This window comes from Micromonospora sp. DT44, assembly GCF_049841635.1.
Classification (GTDB): Bacteria; Actinomycetota; Actinomycetes; order Mycobacteriales; family Micromonosporaceae; genus Micromonospora.
This window is the reverse complement of sequence record NZ_JBNCKS010000008.1, coordinates 69,138-86,593: the sequence shown is the minus strand read 5'-3', so window position 1 is coordinate 86,593 and position 17,456 is coordinate 69,138. Positions and strand designations below refer to the sequence as shown.

General features: G+C 67.6%; 10 protein-coding genes, 2 tRNA genes and 2 pseudogenes. 8 read left to right on the top strand and 6 right to left on the bottom strand.

What is annotated here, in order from left to right:
- Position 1 precedes the first annotated feature (1 nt).
- Together ACLQ25_RS06845 and ACLQ25_RS06840 are read left to right on the top strand one after the other, a co-directional pair.
- Positions 2-2,986: a glycoside hydrolase family 3 C-terminal domain-containing protein gene (locus tag ACLQ25_RS06845; RefSeq protein WP_425730044.1), complete on the top strand. Its 2,985-nt coding sequence runs from the start codon at positions 2-4 to the stop codon at positions 2,984-2,986.
- Between the two features lie 325 nt (positions 2,987-3,311).
- Positions 3,312-6,002, top strand: a complete 2,691-nt coding sequence (locus ACLQ25_RS06840; RefSeq protein ID WP_425730043.1) for an RICIN domain-containing protein — start codon at positions 3,312-3,314, stop codon at positions 6,000-6,002.
- A gap of 44 nt (positions 6,003-6,046) precedes the next feature.
- On the opposite strand, the gene ACLQ25_RS06835 is transcribed toward ACLQ25_RS06840, so the two are convergent.
- On the bottom strand, positions 6,047-7,147 hold the full coding sequence (locus tag ACLQ25_RS06835; RefSeq protein WP_425730042.1) for a DUF1996 domain-containing protein: 1,101 nt from the start codon (positions 7,145-7,147) through the stop codon (positions 6,047-6,049).
- 245 nt (positions 7,148-7,392) lie between these two features.
- On the opposite strand from ACLQ25_RS06835, the gene ACLQ25_RS06830 reads away from it, so the two are divergent.
- Together ACLQ25_RS06830 and ACLQ25_RS06825 are read left to right on the top strand one after the other, a co-directional pair.
- Entirely contained in the window at positions 7,393-7,689 is a 297-nt protein-coding gene (locus ACLQ25_RS06830) for a DUF6582 domain-containing protein (protein ID WP_425730041.1), read from the top strand.
- Positions 7,690-7,756: 67 nt separating this feature from the next.
- Positions 7,757-7,832, top strand: a tRNA-Lys gene (locus ACLQ25_RS06825).
- A 149-nt stretch (positions 7,833-7,981) separates the two neighbouring features.
- On the opposite strand, the pseudogene ACLQ25_RS06820 reads toward ACLQ25_RS06825, so the two are convergent.
- Positions 7,982-8,257, bottom strand: a pseudogene (locus ACLQ25_RS06820) (site-specific integrase); the annotation flags it as partial.
- Between the two features lie 94 nt (positions 8,258-8,351).
- Here ACLQ25_RS06820 and ACLQ25_RS06815 point away from each other — a divergent pair.
- Positions 8,352-8,567 carry a hypothetical protein gene (locus ACLQ25_RS06815; RefSeq protein WP_425730040.1) on the top strand — a complete coding sequence of 72 codons (216 nt, stop codon included), beginning with the start codon at positions 8,352-8,354 and terminating at the stop codon, positions 8,565-8,567.
- Between the two features lie 127 nt (positions 8,568-8,694).
- Here ACLQ25_RS06815 and ACLQ25_RS06810 read toward each other — a convergent pair whose 3' ends face one another.
- Positions 8,695-11,934 (bottom strand): FG-GAP-like repeat-containing protein, encoded by a 3,240-nt coding sequence (locus ACLQ25_RS06810; RefSeq protein WP_425730039.1) that lies wholly within the window; start codon positions 11,932-11,934, stop codon positions 8,695-8,697.
- 468 nt (positions 11,935-12,402) lie between these two features.
- Between ACLQ25_RS06810 and ACLQ25_RS06805 the strand changes: the two genes are divergently transcribed.
- Positions 12,403-12,500: transfer RNA gene (locus tag ACLQ25_RS06805), tRNA-Thr, on the top strand.
- 109 nt (positions 12,501-12,609) lie between these two features.
- On the opposite strand, the gene ACLQ25_RS06800 is transcribed toward ACLQ25_RS06805, so the two are convergent.
- A complete protein-coding gene (locus ACLQ25_RS06800; RefSeq protein ID WP_425730038.1) occupies positions 12,610-14,766 on the bottom strand; it encodes a DEAD/DEAH box helicase in 2,157 nt (718 codons plus the stop codon).
- Between the two features lie 316 nt (positions 14,767-15,082).
- Here ACLQ25_RS06800 and ACLQ25_RS06795 point away from each other — a divergent pair, with 316 nt between their 5' ends.
- Both ACLQ25_RS06795 and ACLQ25_RS06790 read left to right on the top strand, forming a co-directional pair.
- A complete protein-coding gene (locus tag ACLQ25_RS06795) occupies positions 15,083-15,433 on the top strand; it encodes a nuclear transport factor 2 family protein (RefSeq protein WP_425730037.1) in 351 nt (116 codons plus the stop codon).
- 22 nt (positions 15,434-15,455) lie between these two features.
- Entirely contained in the window at positions 15,456-16,025 is a 570-nt protein-coding gene (locus ACLQ25_RS06790) for a kinase (protein ID WP_425730036.1), read from the top strand.
- A 14-nt stretch (positions 16,026-16,039) separates the two neighbouring features.
- On the opposite strand, the gene ACLQ25_RS06785 is transcribed toward ACLQ25_RS06790, so the two are convergent.
- Positions 16,040-16,840, bottom strand: a complete 801-nt coding sequence (locus ACLQ25_RS06785; protein WP_425730104.1) for a hypothetical protein — start codon at positions 16,838-16,840, stop codon at positions 16,040-16,042.
- A 123-nt stretch (positions 16,841-16,963) separates the two neighbouring features.
- Positions 16,964-17,086: pseudogene (locus tag ACLQ25_RS06780) on the bottom strand (DUF4236 domain-containing protein); the annotation flags it as partial.
- Positions 17,087-17,456 lie beyond the last annotated feature (370 nt).

The window sequence follows — 17,456 nt, the reverse complement described above, 5'->3', positions numbered from 1 at the left end:
CATGCGGAAGTGGCGCCTTCGGCGCGGAATCACCGCGCTCGCGCTCGCCCTGCTCGTCCTGCCGACCGTCCCCGGCACGGCACACGCCGACCCCACCTACCCGTTCCGTGACCCCCACCTGCCCGTCCAGGTCCGGGTCGACGACCTGCTCGGCCGGCTCACGCTGGACGAGAAGATCTCCTGGCTGCACCAGTACCAGCCGGCCGTTCCCCGGTTGGGCATCGGCCTGTTCAAGACCGGCACCGAGGCGCTGCACGGCGTCGCCTGGTCGACCGACATCGACAACAGCGGCGCGGTGGTCAAGGCCCGCGGCACGTCCTTCCCGCAGCCGGTGGGCATGGCGAGCACCTGGAACCCGGACCTGATCCAGCGGGTCGGGTCGGCCGTGGGTGACGAGGCGCGCGGCTACCACGCGCAGAACCCGCGGGTCTGGGGTCTCAACCTCTGGGCACCGGTGGTCAACCTGCTCCGCGACCCACGCTGGGGTCGCAACGAGGAGGGCTACTCCGAGGACCCGCTGCTCACCGCGAAGATCTCCACCGCGTACGGCTCGGGGATGACCGGCGGTGACCCGGACCACCTCAAGAGCGCGCCGACCCTCAAGCACTACCTGGCCTACAACAACGAGGTCCGGCGCGACGTCACCTCGTCGAACGTCCCGCCGCGGGTGCTCAACGAGTACGACCGGGCCGCCTTCAAGCCGGCCATCGCGGCCGACGCGGCGACCGGCGTGATGGCCTCGTACAACCTGGTCAACGGCCGCCCGGCGACCGTGGATCCGGACCTGGCGACGGTGGTACGGAGCTGGACCGAGCAGCCCCTGATGAACGTCACGGACGCGTGGGCGCCGAACAACCTCGTCGCTTCGCAGGGGTACTACCCGACCCAGGCCGAGGGGAACGCCGCGATCGTCAAGGCTGGCCTCAACAGCTTCATCACCGACGACACCAACGCCCAGCCGACCGTCACCGCCATCAAGCAGGCCCTCGCCAGCGGCCTGCTCACCGAGGCGGACATCGACGCCCGGATCGCCGAGATCCTGAACCTGCGCTTCCGACTCGGCGAGTTCGACCCGGGCGGCGGCCGGTACGGCGGCATCACCCCGGACGTCATCAACAGCCCGGAACACCAGCGGCTGGCCCGTCAGGCCGCCGGCGAGGCGATGGTGCTGCTCAAGAACTCGCGGCAGGCTCTGCCGCTGAACCCGGCCCGGACCCGCAAGGTGGCCGTGCTCGGTCCGCTCGCCGACACCCTCTACACCGACTGGTACGGCGCCGACCTGCCGTACCAGGTGACCGCGCTGGACGGCATCCGCGAGCGGCTGGGCAGCTCGGCCAGCGTCGACGGGCTCGACGGGGCGGACCGGATCGCCCTGAAGGACCCGTCCACCGGCCGGTACGTGACGGCCACCGGCACCACCGACGCGGACCCGGTCGCCGCCACCGGCACCGACGCCTCACTCGCGGCCCAGTTCGACAGCGTCGACTGGGGACAGAACGTGGTGACGCTGCGCAACGCGGCCAACGGCCGCTACCTCGGGTACAACTGGGGGCCGTTCGTCACCCGGGACGAGCAGCCGAACGGTTGGTACGTCCAGCAGCAGTTCACGCTGGAACCGCAGGCCGACGGGACGGTCGCGTTGCGCTACGCCGGCTACGAGACGACGGAGAGCTGGTTCGGCGTCAACACGTACGTCACGGTCGGCGACGACGGCGCGCTCAAGCTCGGCGCGTCCAGCGCGGCGGACGCGACCCACTTCCAGCGTGAGGTGATCAGTAGCGGGGTCGACCGTGCCGTCGCGGCGGCCAAGGCGGCCGACACCGCCGTCCTGGTCGTCGGCAGCAACCCGTTCATCAACGGGCGCGAGGCGCACGACCGCACCTCGATGGCGTTGAGCGCGGGTCAGGAGGCCCTGGTCAAGGCCGTGACGAAGGCCAATCCGCGGACGGTGCTGGTGCTGCAGACCAGCTACCCGGTGACGATCGGATGGGAGCAGGAGCATGTGCCGGCGATCGTGTGGACCACCCACGCGGGCGCGGAGACGGGTCACGCCCTCGCCGACGTCCTGTTCGGCGACCGCAACCCGTCCGGCAAGCTCACCCAGACCTGGTACCGCTCGGACCGGCAACTACCGCCGGACCTGCTGGAGTACGACATCATCTCGTCCGATCAGACCTACCTCTACAGCGCCGACAAGCCGCTCTACCCGTTCGGCCACGGACTGTCGTACACCGGGTTCCGGTACGGCCAGCTCCGCGCGGACGGCCGTTCGGTCGCGGCGGACGGCACCATCACGGCCCGCGTCGACGTGACCAACACCGGTAGCCGGGCCGGCTCCGAGGTCGTGCAGCTCTACACGCACCAGCGCACCTCGCGGGTGAAGACGCCGATCCGGGCGCTCAGGTCGTTCCAGCGGGTGGACCTCGCCCCCGGGCAGACCCGCACTGTCACGCTGCGGGTGCGCGCCGCCGACCTCGCGAACTGGGACGTCACCCGGAGTCGCTGGGTGGTCGAGTCGTCCGCGTACGACCTGATGGTCGGCGCGAGCGCCACGGACGTCCGGGCCCGCACGGCGGTCACGGTCCGCGGTGAGACGATCCCGGCCCGGGACCTGACCCGGACGAGCCGCGCGGAGAACTTCGACGGGTACGCGGGGGTCCGGCTCGTCGACGAGACGAAGGTACGCGGTACGGCCGTGGGCGTCACCGCAGCCGGTCAATGGATCTCCTTCGGGAAGTCCGCCCTGCGTCCGGGCGGCCACACCTTCACGGCGCGGGTCGCCAAGGCCTCGGCGGGCGCCGGCACGATCCAGGTTCGGCTGGGCTCGCCCACCGGCCGACTGCTCGGTACGGCCACCGTGCCGAGCACCGGCGACGACTACCGGTACGTCAGCGTCAGTGCCGAGGTTGCCCGGGTTGCCGGGACCCACGACGTCTACCTGGTGTTCGACTCTCCGCTGCGGCTGGCGGACTTCTCGCTGCGCTGATCCGGACGGCTCGGGCCGGGGTGTTGCTGCGCCCCGGCCCGAGCCGATTTTAGATTCATCGGATGATCGGCGATCAAGCCTCGTGTCGCTCGCCTGCTTTGCGCTTTTGATAGGCATTTAGACATAGATGGGACCCAATCTCGTATTGCATTCGTCACACGTCTGACATACGCTCCGCCCAAGACTTCGTAGCGATTGGCAAAAGAGTGCGGCCGGGCCGCACCACGCGCCCCCCGCCGATCCTTGGTGGCGTCGCTGTTCCCTGCTTGTCGCTCGATGCACGTCCCAGGCGCCAACGTCGACGACAAGTGAGAAAGGACAGCACGTGAGACCAGCCGTATCCACCACCCGCACGGCACTGCTCGCGGCGGCGCTCGTCGCCGCCACGCTGCCGGCCGTGGTGATCAGTCAATCGCCCGCCTCGGCCGCGGTTCAGGAGACGTACTACGTCGCCCCCGACGGTAACGACTCCAACGCCGGCACGCAGGCGGCACCGTTCAAGACGGTGCAACGCGCGCGGGACGTCGTTCGCACTGTGAACGCGAACATGTCCGGCGACATCAACGTCTACCTGCGTGGCGGCAGATACCCGGTCACCAGCACCGTCGAGTTCGGCGCCAGCGACTCCGGCACCAACGGGTACCGGATCAGCTACGCCGCCTATCCCGGCGAGACCCCCATCCTCGACGGCGGCGTCCCGGTCACCGGATGGACCCAGCACAGCGGCAACATCTGGAAGGCGCCGCTGGATCGCAGTACCAAGCTGCGCACGCTGTACGTCAACGACAAGCGGGCGCAGATGGCGACCAAGACCGTCAGCTCGGCGGGGTGCTACGGGACGTACAACGTCACCGCCGGTCAGGCGTCCTGGGCGTGGGAGTCGGGCTCCCAGTGCGACGGCGCGAAGTACAGCCAGAGCGACTTCCCCGCCATCCCCCGCAACCAGGACGACATCGAGATCGAGACGGGTACGACCTGGACCACGGCCATCGTGGGCGTCCGTCAGGTGACCACCGACGGCTCGAACCGGGTCGCACTGTTCCAGCAGCCGGGCGCGGCCATCGCGCAGGGCGCGTTCAACGGCAACGCCCAGGTCGGCGGCAGCCACAAACTCATGAACGCGTACGAGTTCCTGGACGCCCCCGGTGAGTTCTTCTTCGACAAGGGCACCAAGACGGTCTACTACTACAAGGCCAGCTCCGAGGACATGACGAACGCGTCGGTGTACGCGCCGAACAACGTCACCACCGTGCTGCGGGTCGCCGGCGCCTCGACCACCAGCCACGCCCGCAACATCACGTTCTCCGGCCTGACCGTGCAGCACTCCGACTGGAACCTGTTCAACGTCGCCGGCTCGTCCTTCAAGCAGGCGCAGCAGGGCAACCTTGGCGCGCAGGCGTACGCGAAGGGCAACTTCCACGTCTACTACTACCGCAACGTAGATGTCACGCCCGGCATCGTCCAGGTGCAGAACGCCGACGGGATCCTTCTGCAACGCAACCGGGTCCAGCACACCGGCGCCGACGGCATCAGCATGGTCAACGACGTGCAGAACTCGCAGTTGATCGGGAACTACACGAACGACATCGCCGGGTCCGCCATCGACGTCGGTCATCCCCAGCACGTCTACATCGGAGACGGCACGTCGAGCAACCGGGAGAAGTACCTCCCGCAGGTCGAGGGACTGCCGAAGAACATCGAGATCAAGAACAACTACATCTACGACAGCGCGGTCCTGTTCAACGGGCACAGCCCCATCTCGGCGTACTTCGTCGACACCCTCACGATCCAGCGCAACCGGATCGAGAAGGCTCCCTGGTCGGGCATCACGATGGGCTGGGGCTGGTGGAACTTCGACGGGTCATCGGGGTCGATCGTGCCCAACCGGCCGACCACGACGGCGCGGAACAACACCATCAGCTACAACCACATCATCGACACGGTCCAGCGCCTCAGCGACACGGCGCCCATCTACACGCTGGGCAGCCAGCCCGGGACCACGATCACCAACAACTACCTCCAGGGAGTGCCCTCGGGCCACAAGTACGGCCTGCACCCCGACGAAGGCTCGGCGTACATCACCTTCCGGGACAACGTCCTGAGCATCGACAAGAACGTCACCTGGATGATCAATTCCGACGACTTCGGTCGGAAGCACGATCTGAGCATCACGCAGATCTACGGCCCGATCAACAAGGTGTCGAACAAGAACCTGCCGAACAGCACGGTCGCCGACATCCTCGTCTCCTCCGACTACGTCTGGCCGGCGGCGGCGTACGGCATCGCGGCGAGCTCCGGCCTTGAGGACGCCTACCGGGACATCATCCCGGCCAGCAGGTTCTCCGTGTCCAACTACGTGCTGCCGGCCAGCACGTACGTCACCAGCGCCACGGCGACGATCCCGATCCGGAGCACCGGCGACGCCGGCAAGTCGGTCTGGCTGGCCCCGTTGGGCACGACCACCTTCACGGCCGGGGCGACGATGACCCGGGCGGCCGGTAACGCCACGTCCATCGCCGTGCCGTCAACCCAGGGCGAGTACCGGCTCTACGTCGTCGACGCCCAGGGCAACCGGTCGGCGGAGTCGACCTCCATCGTCCGGCAGCAGAGTGGCGGCGGCACCCAGCAGGGCGGACAGCTCGTGGGCGGCCAGTCCGGCCGCTGTGTCGAGGTGCCCAACTCCTCGACCACCAACGGCACCCAGGTGCAGCTCTGGGACTGCGGCAGCGGCACCAACCAGCGGTGGACCTCCACGTCCAGCAAGCAGCTCATGGTGTACGGCAACAAGTGCCTGGACGCCTCGGGGGCGGGCACGGCCAACGGCACCCAGGTCATCATCTGGGACTGCCACGGCGCGGCCAACCAGCAGTGGAACATCAACGCCAACGGCACCATCACGAACGGCCAGTCCGGGCTCTGCCTCGACGCCAACGGCGCTGGCAGCGCCAACGGCACGAAGCTCATCCTCTGGTCGTGCAACGGCGGCGCCAACCAGCAGTGGACGCTGCGTAGCTAGGCGGTCGTCAGCCGGGGCCGGGCCGCTTTTCGGTCCGGCCCCGGCTACTTCTGGTAGCCGTAGTTGTCGCAGGTCCTGCGTCCCAGGACGCAGTTCTTGGTGCGCTTGTTCATCGTGTTGACGTCCCACATCACGAAGGCGTCCCCGTGCATCGACGAGGCGCTCTTGCCCGCCTTGTCGGAGGCGAGGTAGTAGCCCGCCGGGGTGCCCTTGGCCGGGTACTGGATGTCGAAGGTGATCGCCGGGATCCGAACCGGGTGACCGGGCGGGCAGGTACCGCCGCTGCCGTACGCCACATGGTCCTTGTGGTTGGGGCTGTCCAGGTGCTTGCCGTCCCAGCAGTCCGGGAACTGCAGCATGAAGTGCAGCGTGGCGGTCCCGCCGCAGATCGGCCAGTTGCCGTTGGTGCTGCGGGCGACACCGTCGAGGTCGCCGGGACCGTAGAAGGCGCAGTAGAACTGGCCGGTCGCGCCGCGCGGTGTCGGTTGCTTCTTCTTGGCGTCGCCGGAGATCATGCGCAGGCCATTCGGCATGGGCATCTGGCCGGTCGAGTTCTTCGCGAGCGAGCGGTAGTAGACCCGGAAGCCGGTGGTCTCGACCGGCTTACCGGTCGCGTTGTCGTAGAGCGTGGGCACCCAGTACGCGGAGTGATCCTGGATCGGCTTGCAGGACGTGGCCGTGAACTTAGTCAGGTCTCCGCCGACGGTGTTCGCGTCGACGGCCTTGTTGCCGACGAAGGAGTGCATGTGTGAGGCGCCCGGGAGGCCGGGGGCGACGATCGGATCGTCCGGCAGCCGGTGGCTGTACTGGCAGTCCGCCCGGAACTCTGGAAGGTCGCCGACACTGGCCGGGGCGGGGTCGATCTTCAGCGCCTTGTACGCGTCGGCCTGCGCCTTCCAGGCCGCACCGTCGATCGGAACCCAGCCGGTGGTGGGGACCTTCGGGGCGGCAGTGGCCGACGGCGTCGCGCCGGTCGACGGAGTCGCGGAGACCGAAGGTGTCGCGGGGGCCGACACCTTCGGCCCGTGCGACTCCGCCGGCCCAGCCGACGGCGACGGGTAGTCGAGAGCGTTGGCCGCGTTGGACGGCTCGGGCTGCTCGGCGCCGTTGCCCAGGTACACGGCCCCGGCCGCGACGACGAGCACGACGGCCACCCCTGCGGCGACGCTCAGTCTCTTGTGGGTGGCCCATCCCGGGGGACGATGACGTGACGGCGGCGGGCCTTCGTACGACACGGGTCACTCCCAACGAACACACGACAGGCTGACCCAAATGGTCACGGGCCGCCGTATGGTAGGCATTCGCCGCGCGTGCCGGACAGGGTCTTTAAACACTCTTAATCAAGCCGGTTCGGGCGTAGGTGTGGACGAAAAATGGGTAATGGTGGGCGATGAAGTCGACCTGGAAGCCCCACGAGAAGCACGGCGGCCTGACCGACAAGGACAAGCGCGAGCTGCCGGAGACCGTCTTCGCCTTCCCCGGCAAGCGCAAGGAGCCGATGACCGACGCGGGCCACGTCCGCAACGCCATCGCCCGCTTCGACCAGGTGCAGGGCGTCACCGACGCAGACCGCGACCTGGCCTTCCAGAACATCCTCGCCGCCGCCAAGCACTACGGCGTGGACGTCGCCGAGACGAACTGGAAGCAACTCGGCAAGCTGCCGCACACGCCCAATCCGGCGCACTGAACGCGGACCGGGGATGGGTTCCGGGGCCGGTTCGCGGGCGTGTTAGCGTGCTCGTCGTTGTCAGCGAGCGCCGCTAGCTCAACTGGCAGAGCAGCGGACTCTTAATCCGCGGGTTCGGGGTTCGAGTCCCTGGCGGCGCACCAATTAAAGGCCCTGACCAGCAAAAGCTGGCCAGGGCCTTTATGGTTGTCTATGTAGTTTCGAACCCTCCCCGAAACCCCTCATTAACGGCCGGGGCGATCAGGTTCGGCAGGCCCGGGTGGCAGGCGTACCTGCCGCCACCTGCCCCTGGCTATCCGGTCGGGGTCGGGCCAGGGTTGCGGGGTTCGGAATCGCCTGGCTCCGGCCTGCCCCCGAGCTGTTGGAGAATGGGGGAGCTGTCGGGGGCAAGGGCTGGCTCGACGATGTAGTGCTTCTTGGTGATCTCCTTACTTCCGTGGCGGAGCTGTGCGGCGGCGCTGTCGGTGTTGGCCTCCTTGTCGATCAAGGTGGCAACGGTCTTACGGCACGTGTGGGGAGTGACCCATTCAAGGCCGGTCTCAGCGCGGGCTGCGCGCCACTGGCGTCGCCGAGACGGGTCTCGAGAGCAGACCGCGCGGCCCGCGCCCGGCGGGGAACGGACGACCTCGCAGGGCGCCGGCACCCTCGACGTGTACGCCGCGGTGACCGCGGTCCTCCCGCCCCAGCACGTCGGCCCGGTCCCGGGAGAACTCGCCACCGTGGTCATGCCGACCAGGCCCGGCGTTCACCGCTCCACCCGCGTGGCGCTGCTGATCGTCGCCGCAACAGTCCTGATCTTCATCGTCGGGCTCGCCCGCCGCAGCGCCCGCCGCCCCGCCGACACCCCGCCGTCCCGCACCGAGCAGGAGCGCTGGTAGCCCGCAACCGGCCGACCATGTCGGGCCTGCACATGACCTTCGCGACCCTGCTGTACGGCGCCGCGCTCCAGCCCCACCGACGAGAACGCCCGGCGGCTCGCAACGAGCTGCCGGGCGTTTCCTGTTGTCAGCTGGCGTTGGTCCAGGCTCGCGTGGCGCCGGTGGCAGGGTTGACGTCGAGATAGTCGGCCCGGCCGTCCCCGTTGATGTCGGCGAGCTGGATCTGGTTGCCGGGGCTGCCGACACCGCCGGCGACCTTGCCGCCGTTCAGCCACAGCCAGTTGCCGTTGCCGTTACGACCACCGTTCTGCCAGACGTCGATGGTGCCGTTGTCGCCGAGGGCGATGTAGTCGGCCCGTGCCGTCCCGTAGAGCGGCGCGAACCGCACGCTGGTGCCAGCCACGTGGACGCCGACGGCGACCGTGTCGATCGAGGTCCACCGCCAACCGCCGCCGCTGGATGCGCCGACGCTCAGCCAGGCTTCGACCGAGCTGTCCGGCGCCACATCGAGGTAGTCGGCCTTGCCGTCCCCGTTGACGTCGGCGAAACGGATCTGGCCGCCCGGGGACCCGACGCCGGTGGCCACGATGCCCTGCGAGTTGAAGACCCAACCACCACCGTTGCCCGGCCCGCCGTTGATCCACCCCTCGACCGAGCTGTCGGCGTCGACGGCCAGGTAGTCGGCTTTGCCGTCCCCGCTGATGTCGGCGAACCGCACATTGCTGCCGGGCACGCCGACACCGGTGGCGACCGTGCCGACGAAGTTCCACGCCCAGGCGCCGTTGCCCTGGGAGCCGCCGTTCAGCCAGGCCTTGACCGAGCTGTCCGCGCTGACCTCCAGATAGTCCACCCGGCGATCGCCGTTGAGGTCGGCGTACACGACCCGGGCGTGGTTGCCGGTGGCGACCGAGCCCCGCGAGGCCCATTGCCACCCGCCGCCGGGGGCCGCGCCGGAGTTCTTCCACATCCGGATGCCGCCGGTGACCGGGTCGACGTCGAGATAGTCCGCCTTGCGGTCGCCGTCCAGGTCGGCGAGCTGGACCTGGCTGCCGGGGGAACCGACGCCGGGGGCCACCACCCCTTGCGGGAGCCATGGAATGTCGGTCGGGAGAGCGGGCCAGTCCGTGCCCTGCACTCCGTTGAGCCAGGCCCGCATCGAACTGTCCGGCGCGACGTCGAGGTAGTCGGCCTTGCCGTCACCGTTGATGTCGGCGAAGCGGATCTGTCTGCCGGGAGAGACGACGCCGGCGGCGATCTTGCCCTGCGCGAACCAGTTCCAGCTGGCGCCAACACCGCGACCGGCGTTGAGCCAGGCCCGCACCGAGCTGTCCGGCGCGACGTCGAGGTAGTCGGGCCGGCTGTCACCGTTGATGTCGGCGAAGCGGATCTGGTTGCCGGGCGATCCGACGCCAGCGGCGATCTGCCCCTGCGAGTTCCAGATATACCGGCCTTGCGAGTCGGTGCCGCCGTTGACATACAGGCCCAGGGAGCCGGTTTCGGCATTGATCTGCACCAGGTCGGCCCGGCCGTCGACGTTCATGTCGGCCATCTGCCACAGGAAGCCCGGAGCGTACGGGAAGCCGCTGGAACCGTGTCCGATCCAGGCGATCGTGCCGTCCAGGCCAGCGCCGCCGTTGACCCACACGTTCACCGAGCCGTCGGAGTGGCTGACGAGGTAGTCGTCTCGGCCGTCACCGTCGACATCGCCGAACAGGACCTTGTCGCCGCTGCCGAGCGACAGGCTGCCCGGGTAGGAATCGCGGCTCATCGTGCCGGGCGCTATCACGCCTTGCGAGTTCCACGCCCGGACCGGGGCGGCTGTCGGGGTCACGGCGCCGGGTGCCACGATCCAGCCGGCGTCGGCCACGGCGAGAACACCGCTGTAGAACGCCGCGCTCATCTTCCGGTAGCCGGCGTCGTTGGGATGAATTCCGTCGGCTAGGTCGGATGTGGTCACCGCGCTCATGCTGACCAGATACACGTGTTTGCCGTCCGCCCGCCTCGTCGCCACCAGGCCGGGCACCGCCTGGTTGAAGGCGGCGATCCGGGCCTGGGTGGCCGAGTTGCCGGACGGGACGATAGTCGAGACCAGCAACGTCACCTGTGGCGCCGCTCGGAAGATCTGGTCGATCAGGCTGCCGAGCCGGCCCGGGGCGCCGGCTGGTTCGCCGTTCTGGTGCATGTCGTTGGTGCCGATGTGCAGCAGCACCACATTGGGCCGGTAAGTGCTCAGCACGGAGTCCGCGATGCCGGCGATGCCCCCGATCAGCCAGCCGGAGTGCCCCTCGTGGGCCTCCGGTGCCGGGCCGGAGCGCTGCGAGCCGACGAACTCGACCCGCCCGCCCTGCGCGGTCAAAGCGCTGTGGAGATCCGAGCGGTATCCCGACCCGGTCGAACTGCCCACGCCGTACGTGATCGAGTCCCCCATCGGCATGACCCTCAGCGGCACATCGGCCATGCCGACCTCGTCGACGGCCCTGCGAACATCGGTCACGCGCTCTCTGAGCCAGGTTCCTGCCTGGATCAGCGCGGGCTTGAAGGACGCGAACCATCGGCTCACCTTCGTGGCCAGCATGACGACGCCGTTGCCGACCCACGCGAGGTAGCCGGGGAGGGTGGTCTCGGCCCAGAGTCCGATGCCGGATTCCCACGCGGCCGCACCGGCGGCCTGGATGATTCCCACGGCGATCAGATGTGCCCAGACGCTTCCCTCCAGCGTGCCGCCGTCCACCGCGATCAGGATGCCGCCGCGGGTGAGGTTGCCCAGGAACGTGCCCACGAAGGCGCAGACGGGCTTCGCGACGGGAAGCACGGCCGGGCTGCTGATGGCCACCAGTGCCCCGATGCAGAGCGCCCGCGAAACGATCAGCGCTGTGACGCCGGCGCCGGTGGCGAGAATCTGTGCCAGCCAGCCGGCATCGGTCTGGACCTCCGGCCTGGTGACCGTGAGAGACAGTTCGGCCTCCGTCACGCTGATCGTGCCGTCGAAGTCGGGCCACGCGTCCATACCCGGGTACGTGGCACCGGGCGGATTCGCCTGGGTCTCCGCCTGGAATGTCGACCCGAACGCCGGGCCGCGGCCTTGGAATTCCGAAGCCGCCTCGCGTACCCGGGCGACATCGACCGTCTCCCCCAGGTCCAGGGTGAAGATGATGTCATCGTCCGCGGCCTCGACGGTCATGCTGCCGAGTGGGCCCATCGGAACCTGGGCGGGCAGCGTGGCCGGCGCCCGGTCCGGAACGGCCTGGGCCGGTGCCGCCAGCCCGCCGCCGATCAGGGCTGCCACCACGATCATCGCGGTACTGATCCGCAGTCGGGCCAACACAGCGGATTTCGGCCGGGGCCGCAGGTCGCCGCTTCTTCTCACAGGTCCTCCGTCGTTGGTACCGCCCGGGAGGCCGCCGAGGTCTCATAAGAACGCAGGCGGTGGGCAGGCAGGCAGGCAGGCAACGGTGCTGTCCACCGCGCAAGTCCGCTCGGAGCGATCACAGCATGCTCTGATTAACGAAGACCATCGATTGAGTGACATGCCAGCTTCGCTGCCATAGGGCACACTCATCCCCGAGACAGCCAGAATGTTCCTGGCCCTGCTGCACGATCCGGCAATGACCGCGCGACGAAAACACGGCGGGGATCCCCAGTTTGCCGCGGGCGCGTCCGATCGACATCACGAAGCCGGCGGGACAACTCTGTCGGCGGCATCCCTCAGGCACCAACCCGCGCCAGCATCCGTTCACTGATGGCACCGGGCAAGGTGCCCCCCGTTTACCCCCCGAAAACCCTTCCCAACTGTTGACTACCAGTGACAAGCCCCGATCGACGCTAGGCGGCGTTTGCGCAGCTCAACGCAATAACATGACTAGCGATGACAAGCTCGGCGGAGTGACGGTTGGTAACCGCGGGTTCGGGGTTCGAGTCCCTGGCGGCGCACCAACGATCAAGGCTCTGACCTGGTAGTTCGCACCGGGTCGGGGCCGTTTCGTCTGGCGGGCGACGGGTGGTCGTCGGTCCTGGAAGGTCGTGCTCCGGCAACGCCGCGCCGTCAGGACGCCCGCCGTTCGTCGAGGCCAAGCCGCTGACGCTCGACCATGATGATCCGCCGGTCGAGCGGGATCGCCTCATCGGCGAGGAGGTCGTGGTCGACGTAGCTGCCGTCAGTCGCCGACGGGTCAGCCATCTTCGCAACGCTGTCGTGGGTATATGCGCGGATCAGGGCGCTCTTGCGTTCGAGCATCTCCACCAACCGCTGATCCACGGTGTTTCTGGCCAGTAGGCGGTGGACCCGTACACCGCGAGTCTGACCCATCCGGTAGCACCGCCGGATGGCCTGCTCCTCGTGTGCCGGAGTGAGCTGCGGCTCGATGAGCACGACCACCGACGCCGCTGGAAGATTGATACCCACCCCGCCAACGCCGATCTGGCTGACCAGGACCGCGTGGCCGTCCGTACCGCTGAAGTTGTCCACGACCTGCTGCCGAGCGGCGACGGGGACGGTCCCGGAAAGCAGGAACGTCGGCGTTCCTTCTTGCAAGCTCACGCGTACGCGGTTCAGGACTTCCAGGAAGAACGAGAAGACCACGACCTTCCATCCGTTGTCCGCGGCCTCCTGGACGACCTCGCGCAGGCGCTCCACCTTCGCAGGCATTCGTGATCCGTCGGCGACCACGGCGGCACGACGCATGTCGGCGAACCGCCGGGCCGCGACCGCCCGCTGGTAGGTGCGCGTCTCTGCCTGACCCATCTCGACCCAGTCTGCGACTTCGATCAGGTCCGGAAGTTCGTCGAGGACGTCTTTCTGGTTGCGGCGGAGATATACGTTGGCCACCTTGCGGCGGAAGCTGGCGGCACCGGCCAATCCGTCCGTGTCGTTGATTGTGGCTGCCACCGCAGGGTTCAGGTAGCGGATCAAGTTTCGGAACTCTTCGACCCGGTTCAGCATTGGTGTGCCGGTCAGGAACAGCGCTCGGGGCGCCTGGGCGAGATGCGCGGCGACGGCCTGGGACCGCTGGGCCGCAGGATTCTTGATCAGTTGCGCCTCGTCCACGATGACGACTCCGGCGCGGAGATCTTGGGGCAAGGACAGCCGACTCAACGTTTCGAAGGTGGTGACCGCCACACCGCCGTCGGCGTGCCATCGGCGGATCGCTTCGTCGCGCTGCGGCCCGTGTAGCCGGTGGGCGGGCAGCGTGCTGTGGGATGCGATCTCGTTGAGCCAGTTCACGATGACGCTGGCCGGGCAGACGACGAGGAAGTGACGCCCTCCGGCGGCAGCGAGGTGGGCGCAGACCGCGATGGCTTCGATCGTCTTGCCCAGCCCCATCTCGTCACCGAGGATGCAACGCCGTTGCAGGAGCGCGTACCGGACTCCGAAAGCCTGATAGCCGCGCAACGTGACGCGTAACCTGCTCAGGTCCAGCCCGATCTGCCCGGCCTGGTTCTGCAGGGCCTGCGGTAAGTGTCCATGCGCAGCCGCACCGTCTGCTGTGCTACCGCTGACCCGCTCGAGCAGCGTGTTGTAGACCGCGGCGTGGCGTGCGAAGTCGGCCCACAGGGCATTCCGGCCGACGGTTAGCGCGTGGGTGCTCAGTTGGTCCCGCCGGGCAAGAAGCGCGGCCGCTGCGTCTGCTTGGCGACTACTCAACAGTCGCTCCACCTCCGCTACCGCTGACCACGCAGCCGTCTTGGTGGCTGCCCGAGCGAACAGCAGACCGCCTCTCTGTGTGGCGCGCTTCGCCCTGCGCAGTGCGTCGTCCAGGTCGTCAGCGAGGGAGCCCAGGCGGGCGCTGCCGTCGGCGTGCAACTCGGTGACAATGCGAAGCACCCACAGAGCCCGCAACAGCGGCTCCACGGCCGGGTTGTTGCGGTCGGCGTCCAAGCGCACTGCGGCACTCTGCTCGAAAAGGCGTCGAATCGCCTGCGCCGCATCGGCTATGGCCGCAGCGCTGTGGCTTCCTACTCCTGGAAGTCGTAGGAGATCACCGTGCGATGCGTGCAGCACGTCCAGGACTGTGCGATAACCTCGCCGCTCCAGGCTCGGCGCGATTCGCAGACCCGGCCGTACGGATCGGAGCTCCTGAATCGGTGTGCCCCGCAACGCCTCGACCACGGCATCATGCTGTCGTTGGCGGTACAGCTCTGCCGCCTCAAACTCCGCGGCTGTTCGAGCCGATCCGAACGCGGTGAGCTGCTCCTGCAGCAAGTGCCCACGACGCCACACGTCGAGTGCGGCCAGCCGATTGAAGGATGCCTCTGTTGCGTCTCGGGGCTCTGGTCGCGCCGCCTCCCGTTGACCCAAGCCTCTGCTCCTTCCCGCAGCACCCAGCCTCCAACACGCCAGCAGGTGAAGACAACGACGGCGCGGTGTCAGAACGCTGATAGACAAGCATCATCTCGGTCCCGAGGTTGCCCGGCCAGCCTGTCAGGCACGATGACTGCGCCGGCATGGAATTCCCCGCCTCTTCTGCCGACAGCGAAGAGGACGTGGTGGGGTCTCGTCCACCGGCCATGCTGGCCCGATGGACTCGCCAGCAAAGGCAGTGCTCACCAACCTCTACGCGGCCTTCAACGAGCGTGACATTCCCACCCTGCTGGCAGCTCTGACGCCGGATGTCTTCTGGCCCAACGGTTGGGAAGGAGGCGTGGTCCACGGCCGGGAGATGGTCGGCGTCTACTGGCGTCGACAGTGGGAGCAGATCGAACCCATTGTCACGCCGACCGCGTTCAGTACGGAGGCCGACGGCCGTATTGCCGTCACCGTTCATCAGGTGGTATACGACAAGACCGGAGCGAAAATCGTCGATCACACCGTCACGCATGCGTACCGTTTCGACGGGGGTTCGGTGGCCGAGATGGAGATCCGGGAGTGACGTAAGGAGCCGAGGAGGCATCGTGCTCGCTGAACCCACCGGCAGCCCGGACACGATCCTCGTCTGCATCCGGGGGAACTCCGGTTCGGGCAAGAGCAGCATCGCTCGTGAGCTACGCCGCCGGCACGGCCGGGGCTGTGCACTCGTCGAGCAGGACTACCTGCGCCGCATCCTGCTGCGCGAGCGGGACAAGCCCGGCGGCGCCGCGCCGGCGTTGATCGGGCAGACCGTGCGGTTCGCGCTGGACCACGGCTACCACGTGGTCATGGAAGGCATCATGCACACCAGCCTCTACCGAGGAATGCTGACCGCGTTGCGGGACGACCACCGCGGTCGGTCGCTGTTCTGCTACCTCGACGTGTCGCTGGCCGAGACCCTGCGCCGGCATCTCACCCGCCCGCAGGCCACTGAGTTCACCGCCGAGCACATGAGCGGCTGGTATGCCGCCCACGACGTCCTGGGCTGGCCTGACGAACTCGTCCTGCCCGAGACGACCAGCCTGGACGAGGCTGTCGAGGCCATCGTCGCTGCGTCCGGGCTACCCCAGACCGGATGCGACGACGACCCTCGTCCGAATATCCCCTTTCCCTAGGGCAGTTCGGCGGGCTACCGCATTCGGTTGAGCGCTTCGGCCAGCGATGCCGCGACATCTGGGCGAGAGAAGTCCCAAACCATCAGCAGTCCTTCTGGGCCGGTGAGCGTGAGCCTTCCATAAAGCATGACCGGTAGTTGCCTATTGTTTTTAAAGCGGCGATCGGGGCCGCCTGATTTGTTGGCGTACTGCCAGGTAGTTCCGACGCAGTGGGCGTCGGTTGGTGGAGCTTCCGTTTCAATGAAACGCTGTGGCAGTGCATGGGCATTCACCGCAGAATAGGGGAGATCGGCATACTGTCTGCCGTGACGGACAATCAGCCGGTCCGGCAGGAAGTAGACGGAGCGCTCTTTTCCGTGCAAGCTCGGGACGGCGATGTTCGTCACGAGCACGGGCGGCCCGGCCAAGTCCAATGAACCCGTACTGCGGCGGATCAAAGCTCCGGCTCCGGCGTTAACCTTCCGCTGGTACGGATTGCTTAGGGTGCCCTGGGCTTCGACATGCCAAACCCGCTGAATACGGCTTATGAAGCCGTTGCTGGCGGTGAAATCAGAGTACTTCGCTGCCGGCGCGTCGTCGACCTGGTAGAAGACAACGACCGAACGGCGAGCAATATCCCGCTGCCGGAGCCACCACGTGAGGGGCAGGCCGGGAACGAGCAGTACAAGGCCATACGGCGCGGAGAGCAACGCCAAGATTGCCACAGCGGCTGCGACCCACGGCCACAGTGGTCGCCGTTGCGCCGCTTTTCGGATTTGATGGATCAACTCAGAGGGGTGTGCTGCGATCAGATGCTGCACTGGCGTGCTGGACAAATCCCGCATCGTAATCTCGGCAGCTTGGGCCGTGGGCGGTAACGCCGGTGGTAACTGGGACGGGGGCCCAGTGGGCGCCCCGCCACCGAAGTAGCTCGTGCCGAAACCCGCGACGCGGATGTAGTTGCCGCGAGGTCCAGTGCCGACCCGGAAACCAGGGACGCCGGCGGAGACACCGACGCCCGACGGTGACAGGTTGAATCGGAAGGGACCCGCCTTAAGGGTGGTCCGTAGGTAGAAGCCCATAAGTGACCTCGCATCGTCGCCGACAGTGCGGGCAACGGTAGGTCTCTGCGCTTGACGAGCAGATCGGATTATCGGGCATTGCAGTGCGCCGAACGAGGGAACTTCCTCGATGCTTCGCCTTCCAAAGCAGCTAAAGCTCTCTTCCTGTCGGCAAGCGGACTTAAATCTCCACTCGGCTAACGATGGATACCTGGATGGTTCAAACTGCCGACCCGAGTCGTCGATTTTCCGATGCGGGCTGCGGCGCTACCTTCGTCGGGCCGTGGTGAAGCCTGGAGGTAGTAGTGGGATACCGCTTCAACGCACCGCCGAACTGGCCGACTCCGCCTGTTGGGTGGCTCCCGCCATCGGGCTGGAAACCGGAACCCGC

Coding starts and splice junctions, on each gene's coding strand:
- ACLQ25_RS06795 (WP_425730037.1), top strand. CDS start 15,083: ATGGACTCGCCAGCAAAGGCAGTGCTCACCAACCTCTACGCGGCCTTC.
- ACLQ25_RS06845 (WP_425730044.1), top strand. CDS start 2: ATGCGGAAGTGGCGCCTTCGGCGCGGAATCACCGCGCTCGCGCTCGCC.
- ACLQ25_RS06830 (WP_425730041.1), top strand. CDS start 7,393: ATGAAGTCGACCTGGAAGCCCCACGAGAAGCACGGCGGCCTGACCGAC.